The sequence below is a fragment of the Thermotoga sp. RQ2 genome, from assembly GCF_000019625.1.
Taxonomy (GTDB): Bacteria; Thermotogota; Thermotogae; order Thermotogales; family Thermotogaceae; genus Thermotoga; species Thermotoga maritima.
Window position 1 is genome coordinate 768,563 of sequence record NC_010483.1, and the last position, 15,738, is coordinate 784,300.

Here is a 15,738-nt window from a genome sequence, read left to right on the forward strand (position 1 = left end):
ACCCTTATGGACATAACATCTTTCAGAAATGTTCAAAGTTCTCTCAGAAGTAAAGCAAAAGGTAACAATTAGATTCACCAAATTCGATTTTTCGTACGGATCTACAACCGGTGAAATATCCATGATACAATTTAATCGAACCGAATTTAAACGACACTTTTCTCGAAAGGAGGGAAAAAATGAAGTGTACCAAGTGTGGAAAACCCGCCTCGGTTAAGTTGAGACACTACAACATAAAGCTCTGCAAAGAACACTTCAACGAATTCATAGAACAAAGGGTGGAGAAAGCGATAAAAAAGTTCAAAATGTTCGGCAGAAATTCGAAAATATTGATAGCTGTTTCCGGTGGAAAGGACAGTGTTTCCCTGTGGCACATGTTGAAAAAACTTGGCTACGAGGTGGACGCACTGTTCATCAGAGCCGGAAAAAGCGGAATGGTCCAGAAAGCTCAGGAAATCGTTGAAAAAAACGCAGAGCTTCTCAACACTAAACTTCACATAGTCGATGCAACGGAATACTTCGAAGGCCTTTCCACTCAGGAAATCTCCATCATGTTGAGGAGGCCTGTTTGTTCTATTTGTGGGGTCGTGAGAAGGTATCTGATGAACAAATTCGCTTACGAAAACGGTTACGACGTGGTGGTCACGGGGCACAACCTGAACGATGAAGCGTCTGTTTTGCTGGGGAACATCCTTCACTGGCAGGAAGGATATCTGGAAAGGCAGTGGCCGCTCCTTCCAAAAACCCATGAAAAACTCGTTCCAAAGGCCAAACCACTCGTTTTGAACTACGAAGAAGACATAAAACTGTACGCAACTCTGAACGAGATACCACACCTAGAGATGGCTTGCCCATTCTCTGTGGGCGCGACTTCGCTTGTGTACAAGAAGATCCTGCGGGAACTCGAAGAAGAACAACCCGGAATCACTCTGAATTTTTATCTTGGATTTTTGAAAAGAAAGAAAGAGCCGAAACTCGAAGTGGAAGGACTCAGGGAATGTAAAGAGTGTGGATATCCAACGACGGCAGAGGTGTGTTCCTTCTGCAGACTCAGAAAACAGGTAGAGAAAAGAAAAAACAAGGCCCCCGCATGAGCGGGGGATCATTTTTTGTACTTTGTGATCTCCCTGAGAAACGCGTGTCTTTTCCTTTTGTCTTCATCGCCTTCCACACCTTTGGGTGAGTACCCGTCAACCACTCCGAGTACCGCTCTTCCCTGAGAAGTGATACCCACGATCACCTGTAAAGGATTCGCTGTTGCCGTGTATATCCTGCATACCTCCTGAACGTTCTTGATCTGGTTCAGGATGTTGATGGGGTAACCACCTCTTACGTAGATCACAAAGGTGTGGCCGGCACCTATTTTCTTCGCCGTTTCGATCGCCTGATTCACTAACTCTTCGTCGTTTCCTTCGTGCCTGATGAGACACGGCCCACTCGCTTCGTTGAAGGCTATACCGAACTTGAGGTTTGGATTCGTTGTCACCATCACCTCGTACAGATCCTCAACCGTCTTGATAAAATGAGAATGTCCCAGAATAATATTGGCATTTTCCGGAATGGCAACGTCCACGACCTCGAGCTGTATACTCACGCTTTCACCTCCCAGGAATATTCTAACACCAGGAGGTGGGGAAATGATCGCAGTGCTGGATATGGGGAGCAACTCCTTCATTCTCCTTGTCGTTTCGGAGAAAGGGAAGACCGTTCTTGAAGAGGTTTACGAAGTCGGAATAGCCTCCGGAAACCTCGAGAAGGCGAAAGAGGTGTTCAAAGAATGTGTGGAAAAAGCTGAAAAAATGGGGGCGGAACTTCACGTATTTGGAACGGCATTTTTCAGAAGGCATCCCGACATCTTCCAACAGATAACAGGGGACCGGGGAGAGATTTTACCGGAAGAAAAAGAAGCGTACTATTCTTATGTTTCTGTAGCGAAAGATTTCGGGAAAAAGGATATCCTGGTAGCTGACCTCGGTGGGGGTAGCCTCGAACTTGCTTGGAAAGATGGATACGTGAGTTTAGAGCTTGGAACACACGTTTTGAACCGCACTTTTTCCCTGACACTTCCCTACATCGAACCGGTGGATAGAATAGTTGAGTACGTGATGAAGCAACTTCCCGAGGTAAAAAAGGACGAACTTTTTGGAGTTGGAGGAAGTTTTGTCGCGCTCGCTGCATTGATGAAAGGAAAATGGGACCTGGAAATTCTTCACGGAAGCGTTTTAAAATTAGAAGAGGTTGAAAGACTCGTGGACAAGATCAAAAGGCTGAGTTTTGAAGACGTGAAGAATTTGAATGTGCTTCCCGTAGGACGAGAGAAAACAATACTCGCAGGAGGAATCGTAACCGTTGCTCTTTTGAGAAAATATTCGCCGAAGATGACAGTGAGCACTAGGGGTTACAGATACGGAATAGTGTGGGAGATCCTTGAGAAAAGGTGGCGTGCCCGGGGGGATTCGAACCCCCAACCTCCAGATCCGCAGTCTGGCGCTCTATCCAACTGAGCTACGGGCACATATACAAAAAACTGGCGGAGAGGGTGGGATTCGAACCCACGGTGGGGAAACCCCCACACTTGCTTAGCAGGCAAGCGCCTTCGGCCGCTCGGCCACCTCTCCACCTGTCATCTATTATAGCAACACATCCAGGAATATTCAAGGGGAGGAAAAAATCGTGTTTGTTCTAAAGAATGTGAAATACAAGGATATATTGAACATCGAGGAACTCCACATACCGGCTCGAAAAATTACCGTTATTACAGGAAAAAGCGGCACAGGAAAAACAACTCTTCTGAAGATGCTGAACAAACTGATTTCACCGGACAGTGGAGAAATTTTATTCAAGGGCACACCGTTGAAGGAGATCGACTCGGTTGAACTCAGAAGAAAGGTAGTGATGCTTCCTCAGTTTCCCGTTGTGTTTCCCGGTAACGTGAAGGAGAATCTCCTCATAGGCTTGAAATTTTCTGGAAAAGATATACCACACGATGAAGAATTGAGAAACATTCTAAGGTTTGTCATACTCGAAAAAGACCTGAACGATGATCCAGAAAAGTTCTCCGGTGGTGAAAAACAACGTCTCGCTCTGGCAAGGGTTCTTCTCATGGATCCCGAGGTGCTGCTCCTCGATGAACCCACTTCCTCTCTGGACGAAAAAACCGGCATTGAAATCATCAAAAAAGTGTCTAACTTTGCAAAAAATCGGGAGAAAACGCTTGTCATAGTGACTCATAACCCGGAATTGAGAAAATTCGCAGACGTGTTGATCGAACTCAAAAACGGGAGGGTTTTGTGATGGGACCAGTTGATATCGGCCTGATACAGCTTTTGAGCGCCTACATTTTCGTTGTGATTCTGATGTTCATATTGAGAATAAGAAGGATACCGCGGGAAAAAGAAGTTCTGGTGGCATCCATCAGGATGACTTTCCAGCTGGTGCTGGCAGGATTTGTACTGAGTTACATACTCGATCATCCTTCACCTCTCTACACAGTTCTGGCAGTTCTCGTTATGGAGATATTCGCCATCTACAACGTTTACAAAAGGGCAAGGCTTTCTCTTCCATCGAAGGTGAAAAAACGTCTGGAGTTCTTCATAGCGATCTCCGTGAGTACGGGAACGCTTCTCAGCCTTGTGTACTTTCTGTATGTGGTAGTCAGGATCTCTCCCTGGTTCGATCCGAGGTACGTGATCCCTCTTGCGGGTATGATCATCGGAAACTCCATGACCGGTGTTTCACTAGGAGTGAAGACACTCTCTGAGTCAATAACAATTCAAAAAGATATTGTGGAAGCCGCTTTGATGCTGGGGGCAAGGCCAAAAGACGCTGTGAGAATGTTCAGTGACAGGGCGTTCGATTCGGCGATACTGCCAACTCTCAACTCCATGATTGGCATGGGTATCGTGTTTCTCCCAGGCATGATGACGGGACAGATCCTCTCTGGAGCTTCTCCGATCACTGCGATAAAGTATCAGATCGCAATAATGCTTGGAATACTCGGTGGAGTCACGATCAGTGTGAGCGTGTTTCTCTATCTGGGATACAAAGCTTTCTTCAACAGAGAAGATCAGCTGATCGTTTGAGAACTTCAAAACTCACGTGTTACGCACCCCACTTGACGTTCCCAAAGAGTTATGATAATATTTTTAGTGCTTGGAGGGTCTTTGAAGGGCGGGTGTAGCTCAACTGGTAGAGCATCGGCCTTCCAAGCCGAGGGTTGCGGGTTCGAGTCCCGTCGCCCGCTCCAACGTTTCTGGTGCGCCCGTAGCTCAACAGGATAGAGCATCGGATTTCTAATCCGAGGGCTGCAGGTTCGAGTCCTGCCGGGCGCGCCATTTTTTTCGTGGTGACCATAGCTCAGTTGGTAGAGCGCCTGACTGTGGATCAGGTGGTCGCGGGTTCGAGTCCCGCTGGTCACCCCAGCTACGCGCCCGTAGCTCAACTGGATAGAGCGTCGGACTTCGGATCCGATGGTTGCGGGTTCGAGTCCTGCCGGGCGCGCCACCCGAAAACCAATAAACCAATGTCGTTGAAAGGCATAGAAGAACACTCACCGTAGAGGAGGTAGAAACACATGGAAGTACTCAAGGTTGCTTCTAATTCCAACCCCAACAAAGTCGCAGGAGCTCTCGCGGGAGTTATCAGAGAAAAGGGAAAGGCCGAACTTCAGGCAATTGGAGCGGGTGCCGTTAACCAGGCCGTGAAGGCCATAGCCATCGCAAGGGGTTATCTTGCTCCAAGTGGTATTAACCTCGTTTGCGTTCCTGCCTTTGCAGAAGTTCAGATCAACGGAGAAACCAGAACGGCAATCAAATTTATCGTCTTCCCGAAAGACTGAGTTTTCACAAGAAAAAGCAAACAAAATCCCCGCTTTTGCGGGGATTTTTGTTTTTGTTAGCCAGTATTTTCACGGGATTCCGGAGATTCCTTGCCTTTCAGAACAAAAACAGGTGTATCAAGAATCTCTTTCACAACTCCGTTCACCCCGTACACTTCCCAGAACAGATCTGGTGTCAAAATCGCTCTTTCACCGTCGCTTACAATCTTTCCATCCTTCATGAAAATGAACCTATCAGCAAATCGCAGAGCCAGATTTATCTCATGCATCACGACCAACGCAATCTTTCCTGATTTCACAAAATCTTGAACTATCTCCATGATCTCGATCTGATTCTTCGGGTCGAGATCGTTCGTTGGCTCGTCCAGCAAAAGTATCTCCGGCTCTTGAACGAGTGCCCTGGCAATACTCACCTTTTGAAGTTCGCCACCGCTCAAATTCTTCGCTCTCTGAAACATCAGATGTTGGAGATTCAATCGTTCTACCACCCTGTTTACAATCTCGATATCCTTCTTTGAAGGACTTACACTTACGTATGGCTTCCTCCCGAGAAGGATCAGATTGTAAACGTTCAACATACCGGGATCGAATCTCTGTGGAACGTACCCAACTATCCTGGCCAGATCTCTTCTGGTGTATTGTTCGAGAGGTTTACTAAAAATCTCTACGCCCTGGCACTTCAGGATACCTGCTATGCACTTCAACAACGTGCTCTTTCCTGCACCGTTTGGCCCCAGGATAACAATGAGTTCTCCCTTCTGTGCGCTAAAAGTGACATTATCCAGAACTTTTTTGTTTCTGTAACTGAACGAAAGGTTTCTTATTCGGAGCATCTCTGTCACCTTTCTTCCCCGTGAAGGAGCAGATAGATGAAAAGAGGTGCACCGAGAAAAGAAGTCACAATCCCCACAGGAAGAACTGTGGGAGATAGAAGAACGCGTGCCACAGTATCGGCCGATAACAGCAAAACACTACCACACAGTGCGGAAAGAGGAATCAAAAATCTGTAATCTTCTCCAAAGAGGATTCTCATCATGTGGGGTGCCAGCAGTCCTATGAAGCCGATTATACCGACGAACGCCACACTGATGGCTGTCAGCAAAGTAGAGAGCATTACCAGAATCAATCTCACTTTTTCCACTTCAATCCCCGTCGACTTTGCGATTTCGTCTCCCACAACCATCGCATTGATATCCCACGCCTTCCAGAGGAAATAAGCGAAAACCGTCAAAAAGACCACCAGAAGTATGAGGTTTTCTCTCCAGGTTGTCCTTCCAAGATCTCCAAAGCTCCAGTAAACCATCGTGGCGAGTTCCAGATCATCGGCAAAGTACTGGATCAACGTGGTGGCAGCCGTGAAGAGAGAACCCATGGCGACACCCATCAGCACTATCGCTTCTGGAGTGATTTCCTTTAGTTTTCCAATCAAAAGAATGACAAGAGAAGAACTCATCGCCCCAAGAAAAGCGAAGAGAGCGATGGTGTAGGGATTGTTCAGTGTGACACTACCAGTGCTCTCAGAATACCCTGCTCCCAGTGCGATGGCTAAGGAAGCACCGAACATGGCGCCATGAGATGTACCCGTTGTAAAGGGACTGGCAAGAGGATTTTTCAAAACTCCCTGCATAACAGCTCCAGAGACCGCCAAAGAAGCACCAACTAGGATACCGGTGACTACTCTTGGAAATCTGACACTCCAGATCACAAGTTGCGCCTTCCTGTCACCCTTCCCCAGAAATGCGCCGATAATATCTTTGAGCGACAGAGAGTATCCACCATGTGATAGAGAATAGATCCCTACAAGCACCAGCAAAAATGATAAAAACAGAATCGTGAAAATTCTTTTCGCAACGTAATTCTTGTAAATCACCACGTTCCACGGAGGATCCTTCCTGAAGAAAAATCTATCCTTCCAAATCCTCCAAATTGCTCAGCCATCTCCCCATAAACCCTTTTCCCGAGGAGGAATTCATAAATTTCATCCGCCTTTTCCTCCGGATCGATGTCGGTAAAACGTTCGGGATAGAGGATTTTTCCGATGAAGTACGCATCGGCCAGAGCTGTTCCGATGTTGGTGGTGTAGTAATTGTAAGGAAGAATGCCGTAAACTTTTCCTCTTTTGACAGCACTCAAACTCTCGTAGAACTCTCTGTGTTTCGAATAATCGTCCAGTACGAGGTTCAAACCGTTTTCATCGATGAAAATGTACTCTGGATCCCAAACGAGTAGCTTCTCAGGATCTATGAATTTGTGTCCTTCTCCCAGCTCGTCCACAACGTTCCTTGCTTGTAGGACCACGAAAGGAGGATACTTCGCCTCCGTGCTATCGATTCCATGAGCTCCTTTGTATCCGATTCCACCAACGTAGACGGTAGGGCTTTCGACACCCTCAGATCGAGTCGTGAGATCCTCCTGCGCTTTCTTTATGAAATCAACCACTTCATGGGCCTTTTCTTCTCTTCCAAGAATCTTTCCTGCCAGCTCGATCGATCTGAAGAGATCCTCGTCTTCAAATGTCCCCAGATTCCCATAACTGAGAACGACAACGGGAATCCCCGTTTTCTCCTGTATGTCCTGCGCTGTCTTCCTGTCAACGTACGTGATGAAAACAACGTCGGGTTGCAGGGCTATCAAAGACTCCAGATCTGGAAGCTTCCCCGGTCCTCCAGGTCCAACACTCGGAAGTTCCTTGAGCTCTGGATACGCAAGTATGTAGGGCCTCCCGGAAGGTCTGAGTTTTTCAAAGTCTTCCACACCGACAACCATATCGGTGGCTTTCAAATACGCAATCAACCTGAGCGCCCCGGGACCCACTGCCACGATTCGATTCACGTTCGAAGGAACCTCCACTTCTCTTCCAAGAAGATCCTTTATCACGATCCCTTCTGAAAACAACACGACCGAGAGAATCAGAAAAACAGAGATGAAAACCTTGAATTTCATTTCTCTACACCTCCTCGAACCATCCAATTCTGGCGTTCTCTACGCAGTCTATTTTCGAAGAGTAGGGTTTGATATCGACAACGGGGGTTCCATCAACAGCGTCCAGCCCCTCCACAACCAGTTCTCTACCTCTCACCTCTAAAAGTTTCACAACAGAAAAACCGATGGGATTCGGTCTGTGGGGAGAGCGTGTCGCGAAAACACCGTGCTCACGCTTGTCAAACGGAGGAATAGCGATCAATCTGTCTCTGTTCGCTCTGTCAAGCCAGTAAAGAACGATCAGATGTGTACACGTTTCGATGTCCTTCAGCCCTTCTTCGTATTCAGGAAAGAGTTCGATCGTGAATCTCTCCTGAGAAAATCTCCCCTGGAAAGGGCACTCGGATGGACTTTTGAAAGGAGATCTAATTACACCGATCTGTTTCAACAGAAACACATCCAACTCCCCCTTTAAATTAAAAAAATAACCCCCTGCACGCGCAGGGGCTTTTTGGTGGAGCCGATGGGACTTGAACCCACGACCTCTACCGTGCGAAGGTAGCGCTCTCCCAGCTGAGCTACGGCCCCACATCCGTGATTTATTATACTCGATCTCTTCTATTTATTCAAGTCCTATCCTGAGAGCCATTCCTGAAGACTCTGTTGATCTTTATGACTCTCAGCATACTGCCTGCCCAGTCTTTCGTTTTGATTCATTTTATTAAATTCAGCATCAAACGAAACTGCTTTAACAAATGATAGTTTTCAACTGAATCAATTGACGAAACAACAGTGAATTATTGACACATTACAAACTCATGTGTTAGATTAAATCAGGGGGTAGATAGCATGGACCCTTTATCGTAATTTCACTTTTTGGCATGGTCGTTATGTATTTCCTATTTCCTGAAACGACAAATGTGGTGATTGTCTCCGCTTTGAACTTTGTGGCGCTCTTTCTCTCATTTTTCACACACTACACCAGCTCAAGAAAGGACGAGGATTTAACCATCCTCGCTTTTTCCTGTTTGTTCTCTTCTCTACTTTCTCTCTTTTTTCTTCGGGTTTTCCTCATGGATCCGAAAAACGCGTGGATGTTTCTGAGTAGCTCCAAGCTGATCCTCGCTGAAGGTTTCTTTTTCTTTCTGATCGGGAAGAAAAAGAATTCTTTCAAATGGCTCGTTGTTCTCACATTTGTTATTCTTTTCGCTGTATCAGTTTTGAGATTTGACCTTCTCATCTACTTCGAAAGCATTTCGCTCGCTCTTTTTTCACTTCTTCTACTCATCAGAAAACCGCAGACAACACTCCTTTCAGTGAGTTTGTTTCTTTATTCCATTTCTTCGATTTTTTTCTATTTTTTCAGAAGTGCATATCCTTACCATGTGGCATCGGGCAGTATCTTTTTGATGTGGCACTTTGTTAAAAAGTACGTGGAGACACTCAAAGAAGAAGCAGAAAAGCTCTCAAAGGAACTCGAGATTCCTCCCGAACGAATCTCTTCTGCCGTCACGAACCTTTACAACTTTCTCATCGAAATCCTGCGAATCATACCGGAAATTCTGCGCGAATATGATCAAAACAGAGTGAGAGAGATGTTCAGCAAATATTTTTCACAAGAAGCGTCTTCTTACTTTCCAAAGTTAAGAGATGCTTTTTCAAAGTTTGTCGAGGAGTACATATCCTTTCTGGAAGAAAAACAAAAATTTCAGGATATGTACGTTGTACTCACCAAGAACCTCACCCACAATTTGAAAAACCCGGTGAACGCCATCTACGTGAGTGCTCAACTTTTGAAACGACAGTTCCCAGAGACCTCGCCTGTGGTTAGAAACATAGAAAAACTCTGTCACGAAATGACAGAAGAGATAGAAAGGGTCCTCAAAACGTCGATAGGAAGAAGCGAAGTTCTGAGGAAGAATGACGTGGAAAAAGCCCTGGAACCGATTCTGGAAATGGCTCGGCTCAAAAACCTTGAAACAGACATCGAAATGGAATTCAACGAACTCGAAATCGACAAAGATGCTTTCCTCGCACTGGTTTTGAACCTGTTTTCAAACGCGGTGAAGTACACACCTTCTGGAAGAGTGGTTCTCAAAATAGAAAAGAAAAATGATAAAATCAACTTGCGTGTTTCTGACACAGGACCGGGTTTGAAGGAACAAAACGGATTTGGACTCTTCACAGTGAAGAAACTGGTGAACTATCTAAACGGTTCGATGGAAGTCATAAAAAAGGACGGGACCACATTCGTAATAACCCTTCCCCTCAGGAGGGATAAAGATGACAGTAATGATCGTGGAAGATGATGACATCACACGGGAAGCCATGGGACAGTACCTGAAGCTCTCCGGTTTCGACGTGATCGAAGCAGAGAACGGAGAAAAAGCTGTCAAGCTTTCGGAAAACGTCGATGTCGCGTTGGTGGATGTGATGCTTCCAGGGATGAGTGGAATAGAAGTGGTGAACGAGATAAAAGCGAAGAATCCATCCTGTGTGGTCTTCGTCGTAACCGCGTACGACGACACTGAAGTAGTAAAGAAATGTGTGGAAGTGGGAGCCGATGATTTCATCAAAAAACCCGTCAATCTCGAACTTTTGAGACTGAAAATAACCCACGCCCTCAGAAACAGAGTCTTCCATATGTACAGAAACAGCTATCTGAAATCGTTGAAGAAAAAACTTTTCCTTTTGGAAAAAACTGCGGAGGAGTTCTTCACAGAATACGAAGACTTTCTCTTCGAAGTTCTGGAAATACTGAACATGCTTTCCGAATACAGGGACATGGAGACACACAAACACACAGAGAGGGTTGGATGGCTCTCAGGAAGGATCGCTGAAGAGATGGGAATGAGCGAGGTTTTCGTCACAGAGATTCAGTTCGCTGCTCCCCTCCACGATATTGGAAAGATCGGAATACCCGATAGAATTCTGTTGAAGCCCGGTATTCTCACACCGGAAGAGTTCGAAATCATGAAACAGCACACCACCATCGGATTCAGAATCCTCAGCCGGAGCAACTCCCCTATCCTTCAACTCGGAGCGGAGATCGCTCTCACGCACCACGAAAGATGGAATGGGGCCGGGTATCCCAGGGGACTGAAGGGGAGAGAAATACCCATTTCTGGTCTCATCGTAGCGGTGGCGGACAGTTTCGACGCCATGGTTTCCAAAAGACCCTACAAAAACCCAAAACCACTTGAAGAAGCGTTCAGAGAGATAGAATCCCTCTCCGGAAAGCTCTATTCACCAGAAGTAGTCGAAGCCTTCCTGAAACTGGAAAAAGAAATAACTGATGTCTACAGGAGGGAGAAGGATGAAGATACCTCCAACAACGGCAGGCGTTCACATCAGAGCTCCTCTGGAGAAGGTGTGGAGGGTATTCGTTAACGAAAACGGCTGGGACGGCTGGTTCACCGATGGTATGAAGATGGAACTCAAAGAAGGGGGAAAGATCTTCTTCAGGTGGTTCAGAAAAACGTTCGGGGAGGAAGTGACGGACGAAGGCATCATCCATAGGTTAGAACCCCCCAATCTCATAGAGTTCTCCTGGAACACATACGAAGATGGATTCAGATCCCGCGTCAAGATGGAGTTCTTCCCTTCAAGCTACACCGGCACCTGGGTTCAAGTGGAAGACCACACAATTGTCCTCAACGAAGAGGACATGAAAATAAAGCTCGAGTGTGCAGTCGGATGGGGAGAAATGTTGACCCTCGCGAAGATATGGATAGAATACGGGATATCAACTCTCGAGAACCCTTGAAATCTCCTCCACGATCTTTTCTATCTCCTCTCTGTCTTTCCCTTCAACCGTGATTCTTATAACGGGCTCTGTACCGGACGGTCTTATCACCACACGGTAGCCCCTGGAAGTGCTCTCTTCAACGATCTTTCTCAGATTCTCATTTTCGAGAGACATTCGCTCCGTTCTCCTTACGTTCTTTGTGATCTGCGGATAATCTGGTATCTCCTTCGCAAAATCAGAAAGATTTCTTCCTGATCGCCTGAGAACTCTCATCAGCTCCAAAGCGGTTATCAAACCATCTCCCGTAGTGCTTCTGTCGAGGATTATTATGTGACCGGATCTCTCTCCTCCCAGATTCGCTCCACTTTCGAGCATCTTTTCAAGGACGTATTTGTCCCCAACTTTCGTTCGAAGAAGCTTTATTCCTTTTTCTTTGAGAAAATCTTCGAGGCCTCCATTCGTCATAACGGTACCCACCACGGTATCGCTGTTTAGACGCCCCTCTTCTTTCAACCCAACTGCGAGGATTCCTATGATCCTATCTCCGTTCACAACGTTTCTTTCTTCGTCTACAGCTATCACACGGTCTCCATCACCATCGAAGGTGAATCCTACCTTCCCGTTCTTCATCTCTTCAGCCAAAAACCTGGGATGAGTGGCGCCACACCCTTGATTTATGAGAAGTCCGTCCTGGGAGTCATTGAACACCTCTACCTTCGCTCCAAGGAATTCAAAAACCTCTTTGGCCGTTGTCGTGGTGGCACCGTTCGCAAGGTCAAGGGATACCATCTCACCCGTGAGATCGAGATCCCTGAATATTTCAAGAACCGCTCCGATGTACATGTCTCTTCCTTCTCTGAACGATTTTGTCCTGCCGACAACCAAGCGGGGCGGGAAACTCCCGTTTTCCAGTCTCTCCTCTATCTCCGCTTCCATCTCGTCCGGTATCTTGTATCCACCCTTCAACACCTTTATACCGTTGTATTCTGGAGGATTGTGAGAAGCCGAAATGACAACACCGAACGACCTGGTGATCCTCGTGAGGAGAGCCACCGCTGGTGTTGGAATGATGCCGCACAGAAGGACGTCCACCCCCATAGACGTGAGGCCAGCGGAAATAGCCGCCTCGAGCGAATCCCCCGAAACTCTCGTGTCCTTTCCCACAATGACTCTTCCTTCTCCGACAATCTCTCCCAGCGCTTTGCCCACCTTGAAGGCCAGCTCATCTGTGAGTGTTTCACCAAAGATTCCCCTTATTCCGTCGGTTCCGAAGTATTTCACCCTCATAACCTCCCCTTCTGAAGCGTGTAAAGGTGGGACATGTAGTTTCTAAGGTAAGCGTGAGAATCTCCTTCTTCGTCGTATCTGTAATGATAAACAGCATCTAGATCGAGATCTTCACAGATCAAACCTTCACCGCTCTCTATCTCGTTCATAACCTTTCCGTTTGGACCCACTATCCTCGTTCTTCCGACGAATTCCACAAAACCTTCGCCGCACATGGAGGATGCCACAAGGAAAACTCCGTTCTCAACTGCCCTGGATCTCGTGGCAACATCGTACGTGTACCCCCGAGCCTTCCCAAAAGCAAAGGCTGAGAGAATCACTTTACTCCCTTTGAATGTTAAAATACGTGATATTTCAGGGAAGCCGATCTCATAACAGATCAACGTGCCAAAAACTACCCCTCTGTAAGAAAACACAAGAAAATACTCCCCAGGTTCAAAGACGTTTTTCTCTCCACGAAAGAGATGTGTTTTATCGTAGAAAAGCAATTCCTTTTTCTTCTTGAAAATCACAAGCGAGTTTCTGAGCTTTCCCAGAACGATCCTTGGTGTACCAACAGCTATCAGTATCTGTCCTTCCCTTGAAAGCTTCAAGAGCTTTTTCTTTGCGACTTCTGAAAAAAACAAGGCTCCCCTTTTCAGAATCGCCTCGTCCCAGGTGTACCCACTGATTGTGAGCTCCGGAAAGACAACGACTTCGGCTCCTTCCGAAACAGCCATCTCTATGAACTGTTCTATTCTCTCCAGATTTCCTTCGAAGTCACCGATCGCTGGTAACATCTGTACTGCCGCCACTCGCAATTTCGTACACCTTCCTCGCAAGCATTTCCTGCTTCATCCAGTAACCGTCGAGAATACCCTTTGAAGCGAGCCTCCCCAGAAATTTGTAATGAACCTCTGTGAGTCTTCCGGGCCCAGCATTGAAAAGTTCCGTCCCGGGAAGCGGCATGAAGGTGTGCGCATGGATCTTTGCGCCGTATCTCTCCACTATTTTAACAATAAAGCTGAAAGTTTTCTCCACATCCTCTTCCGTTTCGAACGGGAAGCCGAATATGAAATCAACGTGTGGAATAAAACCGTGAAGAGAGATCTTTTCTATCGCTTCCTCTACCTGTTCAACCGTGTGGCCACGCTTTATGATCTTCAAGATCCTGTCGCTTCCGCTCTGGGCACCTATCACTATGGAACGGTTGTTGACGTACTTTTTCACCACTTTGAGTACTTCGTCGGTCACAGACTCTGGCCTCACTTCGGAAGGAAACGTTCCGAAATATATTTCTTCGATACCAACCCTTTTGAGTCCATACAGGAGTTCTTCTATCTTCTCTACATTGGGTGTTACTCCATTCTTCGAACCATAGCCGAAGGAGTTGGGAGCTATGAAACGAGCGAGCTTCCTTCCGTGTTTCACACCGAGTTTCGCGTAGTGAACAACGACGTCCACATCACGGTGTCTCACCTGTCTTCCAGCGATGATCGGTGTCTGACAGTACGCACAAGAAAACGGGCATCCCCTTGTGATTTCGATGGGCATGTAGATTCCTTTCGAAGGTAGGAAAGGTGGGTAGTGGTTCAAGTTGACCCTCTTTGAGATACCATCGAAGATCTTTTTTCTCTCCCCCATCAAGAACCTCAAAATATTCTCCTCTCCATCCCCCGTGAAAACGTGATCGAATCCCATTCTCAAGCAGCCTTCTGGATCGGCTGTCACATGCGGTCCTCCCGCGATGAGCGTGTATCCCTGTTCTTTCAACGCTTTGACTTCTTCTCTGACGGTATCAAGGTCAAAACTCATGAAGGAATAGGCAACGATGGTCTTTTCTGGAGGGAACTTCTTTATTTCCTCAAACTTCACAGGTCTTGCTTCCACATCGAGGTGCCTGCTGTATATGGTTGAGAGAAGGGCCGCGAGGCTGTACCAGTTATTCTTCATCTCTCTGAAGAGAATATACATCCAGTGCCACCTCTTCTATGAACTCGTGGAAGAACGGCTTTGGATCTTCTTCGCTTTTCACGACTCTGTCCAGATCGTAGAGATCCCTCAGTATCTTTCTAACCTTCTTCACATCGTAATAAAGGAGGTGGTTTATCACCTTGAATTTCCAGGTCTTAAAGGAGAAACCGAGGAAACGAGCCACACGAGGAACGGGAATTCCCAGCTCTTTGGACACCCTGGACACATCAGGCCAGGTGTAGTATCTTTTCTTTGTCACAAGAACGAGGATTTTGAAGAGATCCAGGAAGTGATTCGCAAGGACAGTGGCAATCACCACGGGCTCTGTGGTTTTCCACAACTGCGACAGAAGAGAGTGAGCGAGCTTCCTTTTTCCTTCGGAAACGGCAAAGCAAAAATCATCGTATCCCGGAGTCTGATAGGTGAAAACGACCTCTTCCACGTCCTCTACCGTTATCTTTTTGTCCTCGGAATAAGCTTTCAGCTTTTCAATCTCCCTTTCTATGATCAGGTCGTTCGTTCCGACCTTGGAGAAAAACAGCTGAAGGGCATCTTTATCGATGAGCAAACCATTTTCCCTGAAGCGCTTTTCTATCCATTCAAGCCATTTGTCCGTTTCCCATGGCTTTGGAAGCTCCAGCGCTACTCCCTTTCCACCTGTTTTTTGAGAACGGATGAAAATATGAACGTCTTCCGGTACATTTTTCAAAAGTTCAACGAGACGCTTCTGCTCCTGTGCTTTCCACTCATCGAAATTGACGATATCAATGATCGTCTTGTTAGAAAAGATCGTCTTTGTCCTGAGTAAAGACCTTATGAAATCGATCTTGTCAGGATCCTCAGGATGGATCCTTATGTACTCCACGTTACCATCCTTCAGGAGTTTCTTTATCAATTCTTCCTTCTGAGTTTCTGCAGTACCTGTGAGAAACGTGACTGGCATACAACCACCTCTCATGGTGATTTTAACACGCTTTGAGAAACAATTTCA

The 15,738-nt window shown here is 46.5% G+C and carries 16 protein-coding genes, 7 tRNA genes and 1 pseudogene; 12 read left to right on the forward strand and 12 right to left on the reverse strand.

Going from position 1 to position 15,738, the window contains the following annotated elements:
* The first annotated feature begins 179 nt into the window (after positions 1 to 179).
* Positions 180 to 1,094, forward strand: coding sequence for a tRNA-5-methyluridine(54) 2-sulfurtransferase (gene ttuA, locus TRQ2_RS03830; protein WP_012310727.1), 915 nt, complete (start codon positions 180 to 182; stop codon positions 1,092 to 1,094).
* A gap of 8 nt (positions 1,095 to 1,102) precedes the next feature.
* Here ttuA and TRQ2_RS03835 read toward each other — a convergent pair whose 3' ends face one another.
* Positions 1,103 to 1,594 carry an adenosine-specific kinase gene (locus tag TRQ2_RS03835; protein ID WP_012310728.1) on the reverse strand — a complete coding sequence of 164 codons (492 nt, stop codon included), beginning with the start codon at positions 1,592 to 1,594 and terminating at the stop codon, positions 1,103 to 1,105.
* Between the two features lie 61 nt (positions 1,595 to 1,655).
* Here TRQ2_RS03835 and TRQ2_RS10025 point away from each other — a divergent pair.
* A pseudogene (locus TRQ2_RS10025) lies at positions 1,656 to 2,423 on the forward strand (guanosine polyphosphate pyrophosphohydrolase); the annotation flags it as partial.
* Positions 2,424 to 2,438: 15 nt separating this feature from the next.
* Here TRQ2_RS10025 and TRQ2_RS03845 read toward each other — a convergent pair.
* Together TRQ2_RS03845 and TRQ2_RS03850 are read right to left on the reverse strand one after the other, a co-directional pair.
* A tRNA-Arg gene (locus TRQ2_RS03845) sits at positions 2,439 to 2,515 on the reverse strand.
* A 13-nt stretch (positions 2,516 to 2,528) separates the two neighbouring features.
* Positions 2,529 to 2,618: transfer RNA gene (locus tag TRQ2_RS03850), tRNA-Ser, on the reverse strand.
* 55 nt (positions 2,619 to 2,673) lie between these two features.
* Between TRQ2_RS03850 and TRQ2_RS03855 the strand changes: the two genes are divergently transcribed.
* The 7 genes from TRQ2_RS03855 (at position 2,674) to TRQ2_RS03885 (ending at position 4,837) form a co-directional block, all read left to right on the forward strand.
* Positions 2,674 to 3,294: an ATP-binding cassette domain-containing protein gene (locus tag TRQ2_RS03855; protein WP_012310730.1), complete on the forward strand. Its 621-nt coding sequence runs from the start codon at positions 2,674 to 2,676 to the stop codon at positions 3,292 to 3,294.
* Positions 3,294 to 4,082, forward strand: a complete 789-nt coding sequence (gene fetB / locus TRQ2_RS03860; protein WP_011943334.1) for an iron export ABC transporter permease subunit FetB — start codon at positions 3,294 to 3,296, stop codon at positions 4,080 to 4,082. Before TRQ2_RS03855 ends, fetB begins: the two co-directional genes overlap by 1 nt.
* Before the next feature lie 88 nt (positions 4,083 to 4,170).
* Positions 4,171 to 4,246: transfer RNA gene (locus TRQ2_RS03865), tRNA-Gly, on the forward strand.
* 11 nt (positions 4,247 to 4,257) lie between these two features.
* Positions 4,258 to 4,334, forward strand: a tRNA-Arg gene (locus TRQ2_RS03870).
* Positions 4,335 to 4,345: 11 nt separating this feature from the next.
* Positions 4,346 to 4,421: transfer RNA gene (locus TRQ2_RS03875), tRNA-His, on the forward strand.
* A 5-nt stretch (positions 4,422 to 4,426) separates the two neighbouring features.
* Positions 4,427 to 4,503 (forward strand) — tRNA-Arg (locus tag TRQ2_RS03880).
* Positions 4,504 to 4,573: 70 nt separating this feature from the next.
* Positions 4,574 to 4,837 carry a stage V sporulation protein S gene (locus TRQ2_RS03885; RefSeq protein ID WP_004082838.1) on the forward strand — a complete coding sequence of 88 codons (264 nt, stop codon included), beginning with the start codon at positions 4,574 to 4,576 and terminating at the stop codon, positions 4,835 to 4,837.
* A gap of 56 nt (positions 4,838 to 4,893) precedes the next feature.
* On the opposite strand, the gene TRQ2_RS03890 is transcribed toward TRQ2_RS03885, so the two are convergent.
* The 5 genes from TRQ2_RS03890 to TRQ2_RS03910 form a co-directional block, all read right to left on the reverse strand.
* Entirely contained in the window at positions 4,894 to 5,670 is a 777-nt protein-coding gene (locus TRQ2_RS03890) for an ABC transporter ATP-binding protein (protein ID WP_012310731.1), read from the reverse strand.
* A gap of 5 nt (positions 5,671 to 5,675) precedes the next feature.
* Positions 5,676 to 6,710 (reverse strand): iron ABC transporter permease, encoded by a 1,035-nt coding sequence (locus TRQ2_RS03895; protein ID WP_012310732.1) that lies wholly within the window; start codon positions 6,708 to 6,710, stop codon positions 5,676 to 5,678.
* Entirely contained in the window at positions 6,704 to 7,780 is a 1,077-nt protein-coding gene (locus TRQ2_RS03900) for an iron ABC transporter substrate-binding protein (protein WP_012310733.1), read from the reverse strand. Before TRQ2_RS03900 ends, TRQ2_RS03895 begins: the two co-directional genes overlap by 7 nt.
* Before the next feature lie 4 nt (positions 7,781 to 7,784).
* The gene (gene tsaA / locus TRQ2_RS03905) at positions 7,785 to 8,216 is read right to left on the reverse strand and encodes a tRNA (N6-threonylcarbamoyladenosine(37)-N6)-methyltransferase TrmO (RefSeq protein WP_004082829.1); all 432 of its coding nucleotides are present in this window, start codon (positions 8,214 to 8,216) and stop codon (positions 7,785 to 7,787) included.
* Positions 8,217 to 8,271: 55 nt separating this feature from the next.
* Positions 8,272 to 8,347, reverse strand: a tRNA-Ala gene (locus tag TRQ2_RS03910).
* A 485-nt stretch (positions 8,348 to 8,832) separates the two neighbouring features.
* Between TRQ2_RS03910 and TRQ2_RS03915 the strand changes: the two genes are divergently transcribed.
* The 3 genes from TRQ2_RS03915 to TRQ2_RS03925 are packed head-to-tail and all read left to right on the forward strand — an operon-like array spanning position 8,833 to position 11,525.
* Positions 8,833 to 10,068, forward strand: a complete 1,236-nt coding sequence (locus TRQ2_RS03915; RefSeq protein ID WP_238514467.1) for a HAMP domain-containing sensor histidine kinase — start codon at positions 8,833 to 8,835, stop codon at positions 10,066 to 10,068.
* Entirely contained in the window at positions 10,043 to 11,149 is a 1,107-nt protein-coding gene (locus TRQ2_RS03920) for a cyclic di-GMP phosphodiesterase (protein ID WP_012310735.1), read from the forward strand. The genes TRQ2_RS03915 and TRQ2_RS03920 overlap by 26 nt, the downstream gene beginning before the upstream one ends.
* On the forward strand, positions 11,076 to 11,525 hold the full coding sequence (locus TRQ2_RS03925) for an SRPBCC domain-containing protein (RefSeq protein ID WP_012310736.1): 450 nt from the start codon (positions 11,076 to 11,078) through the stop codon (positions 11,523 to 11,525). Before TRQ2_RS03920 ends, TRQ2_RS03925 begins: the two co-directional genes overlap by 74 nt.
* Here the strand turns inward: TRQ2_RS03925 and glmM are convergent.
* The 4 genes from glmM to holA are packed head-to-tail and all read right to left on the reverse strand — an operon-like array spanning position 11,505 to position 15,690.
* Positions 11,505 to 12,794 carry a phosphoglucosamine mutase gene (gene glmM, locus TRQ2_RS03930; protein WP_041434300.1) on the reverse strand — a complete coding sequence of 430 codons (1,290 nt, stop codon included), beginning with the start codon at positions 12,792 to 12,794 and terminating at the stop codon, positions 11,505 to 11,507. The two genes, TRQ2_RS03925 and glmM, sit on opposite strands and share 21 nt — an antisense overlap.
* Entirely contained in the window at positions 12,791 to 13,573 is a 783-nt protein-coding gene (locus tag TRQ2_RS03935; protein ID WP_012310738.1) for a carbon-nitrogen hydrolase family protein, read from the reverse strand. The genes glmM and TRQ2_RS03935 overlap by 4 nt, the downstream gene beginning before the upstream one ends.
* Positions 13,554 to 14,747, reverse strand: coding sequence for a TIGR04013 family B12-binding domain/radical SAM domain-containing protein (locus TRQ2_RS03940; RefSeq protein WP_012310739.1), 1,194 nt, complete (start codon positions 14,745 to 14,747; stop codon positions 13,554 to 13,556). Before TRQ2_RS03940 ends, TRQ2_RS03935 begins: the two co-directional genes overlap by 20 nt.
* Entirely contained in the window at positions 14,716 to 15,690 is a 975-nt protein-coding gene (gene holA, locus TRQ2_RS03945; protein WP_012310740.1) for a DNA polymerase III subunit delta, read from the reverse strand. The genes TRQ2_RS03940 and holA overlap by 32 nt, the downstream gene beginning before the upstream one ends.
* Positions 15,691 to 15,738 lie beyond the last annotated feature (48 nt).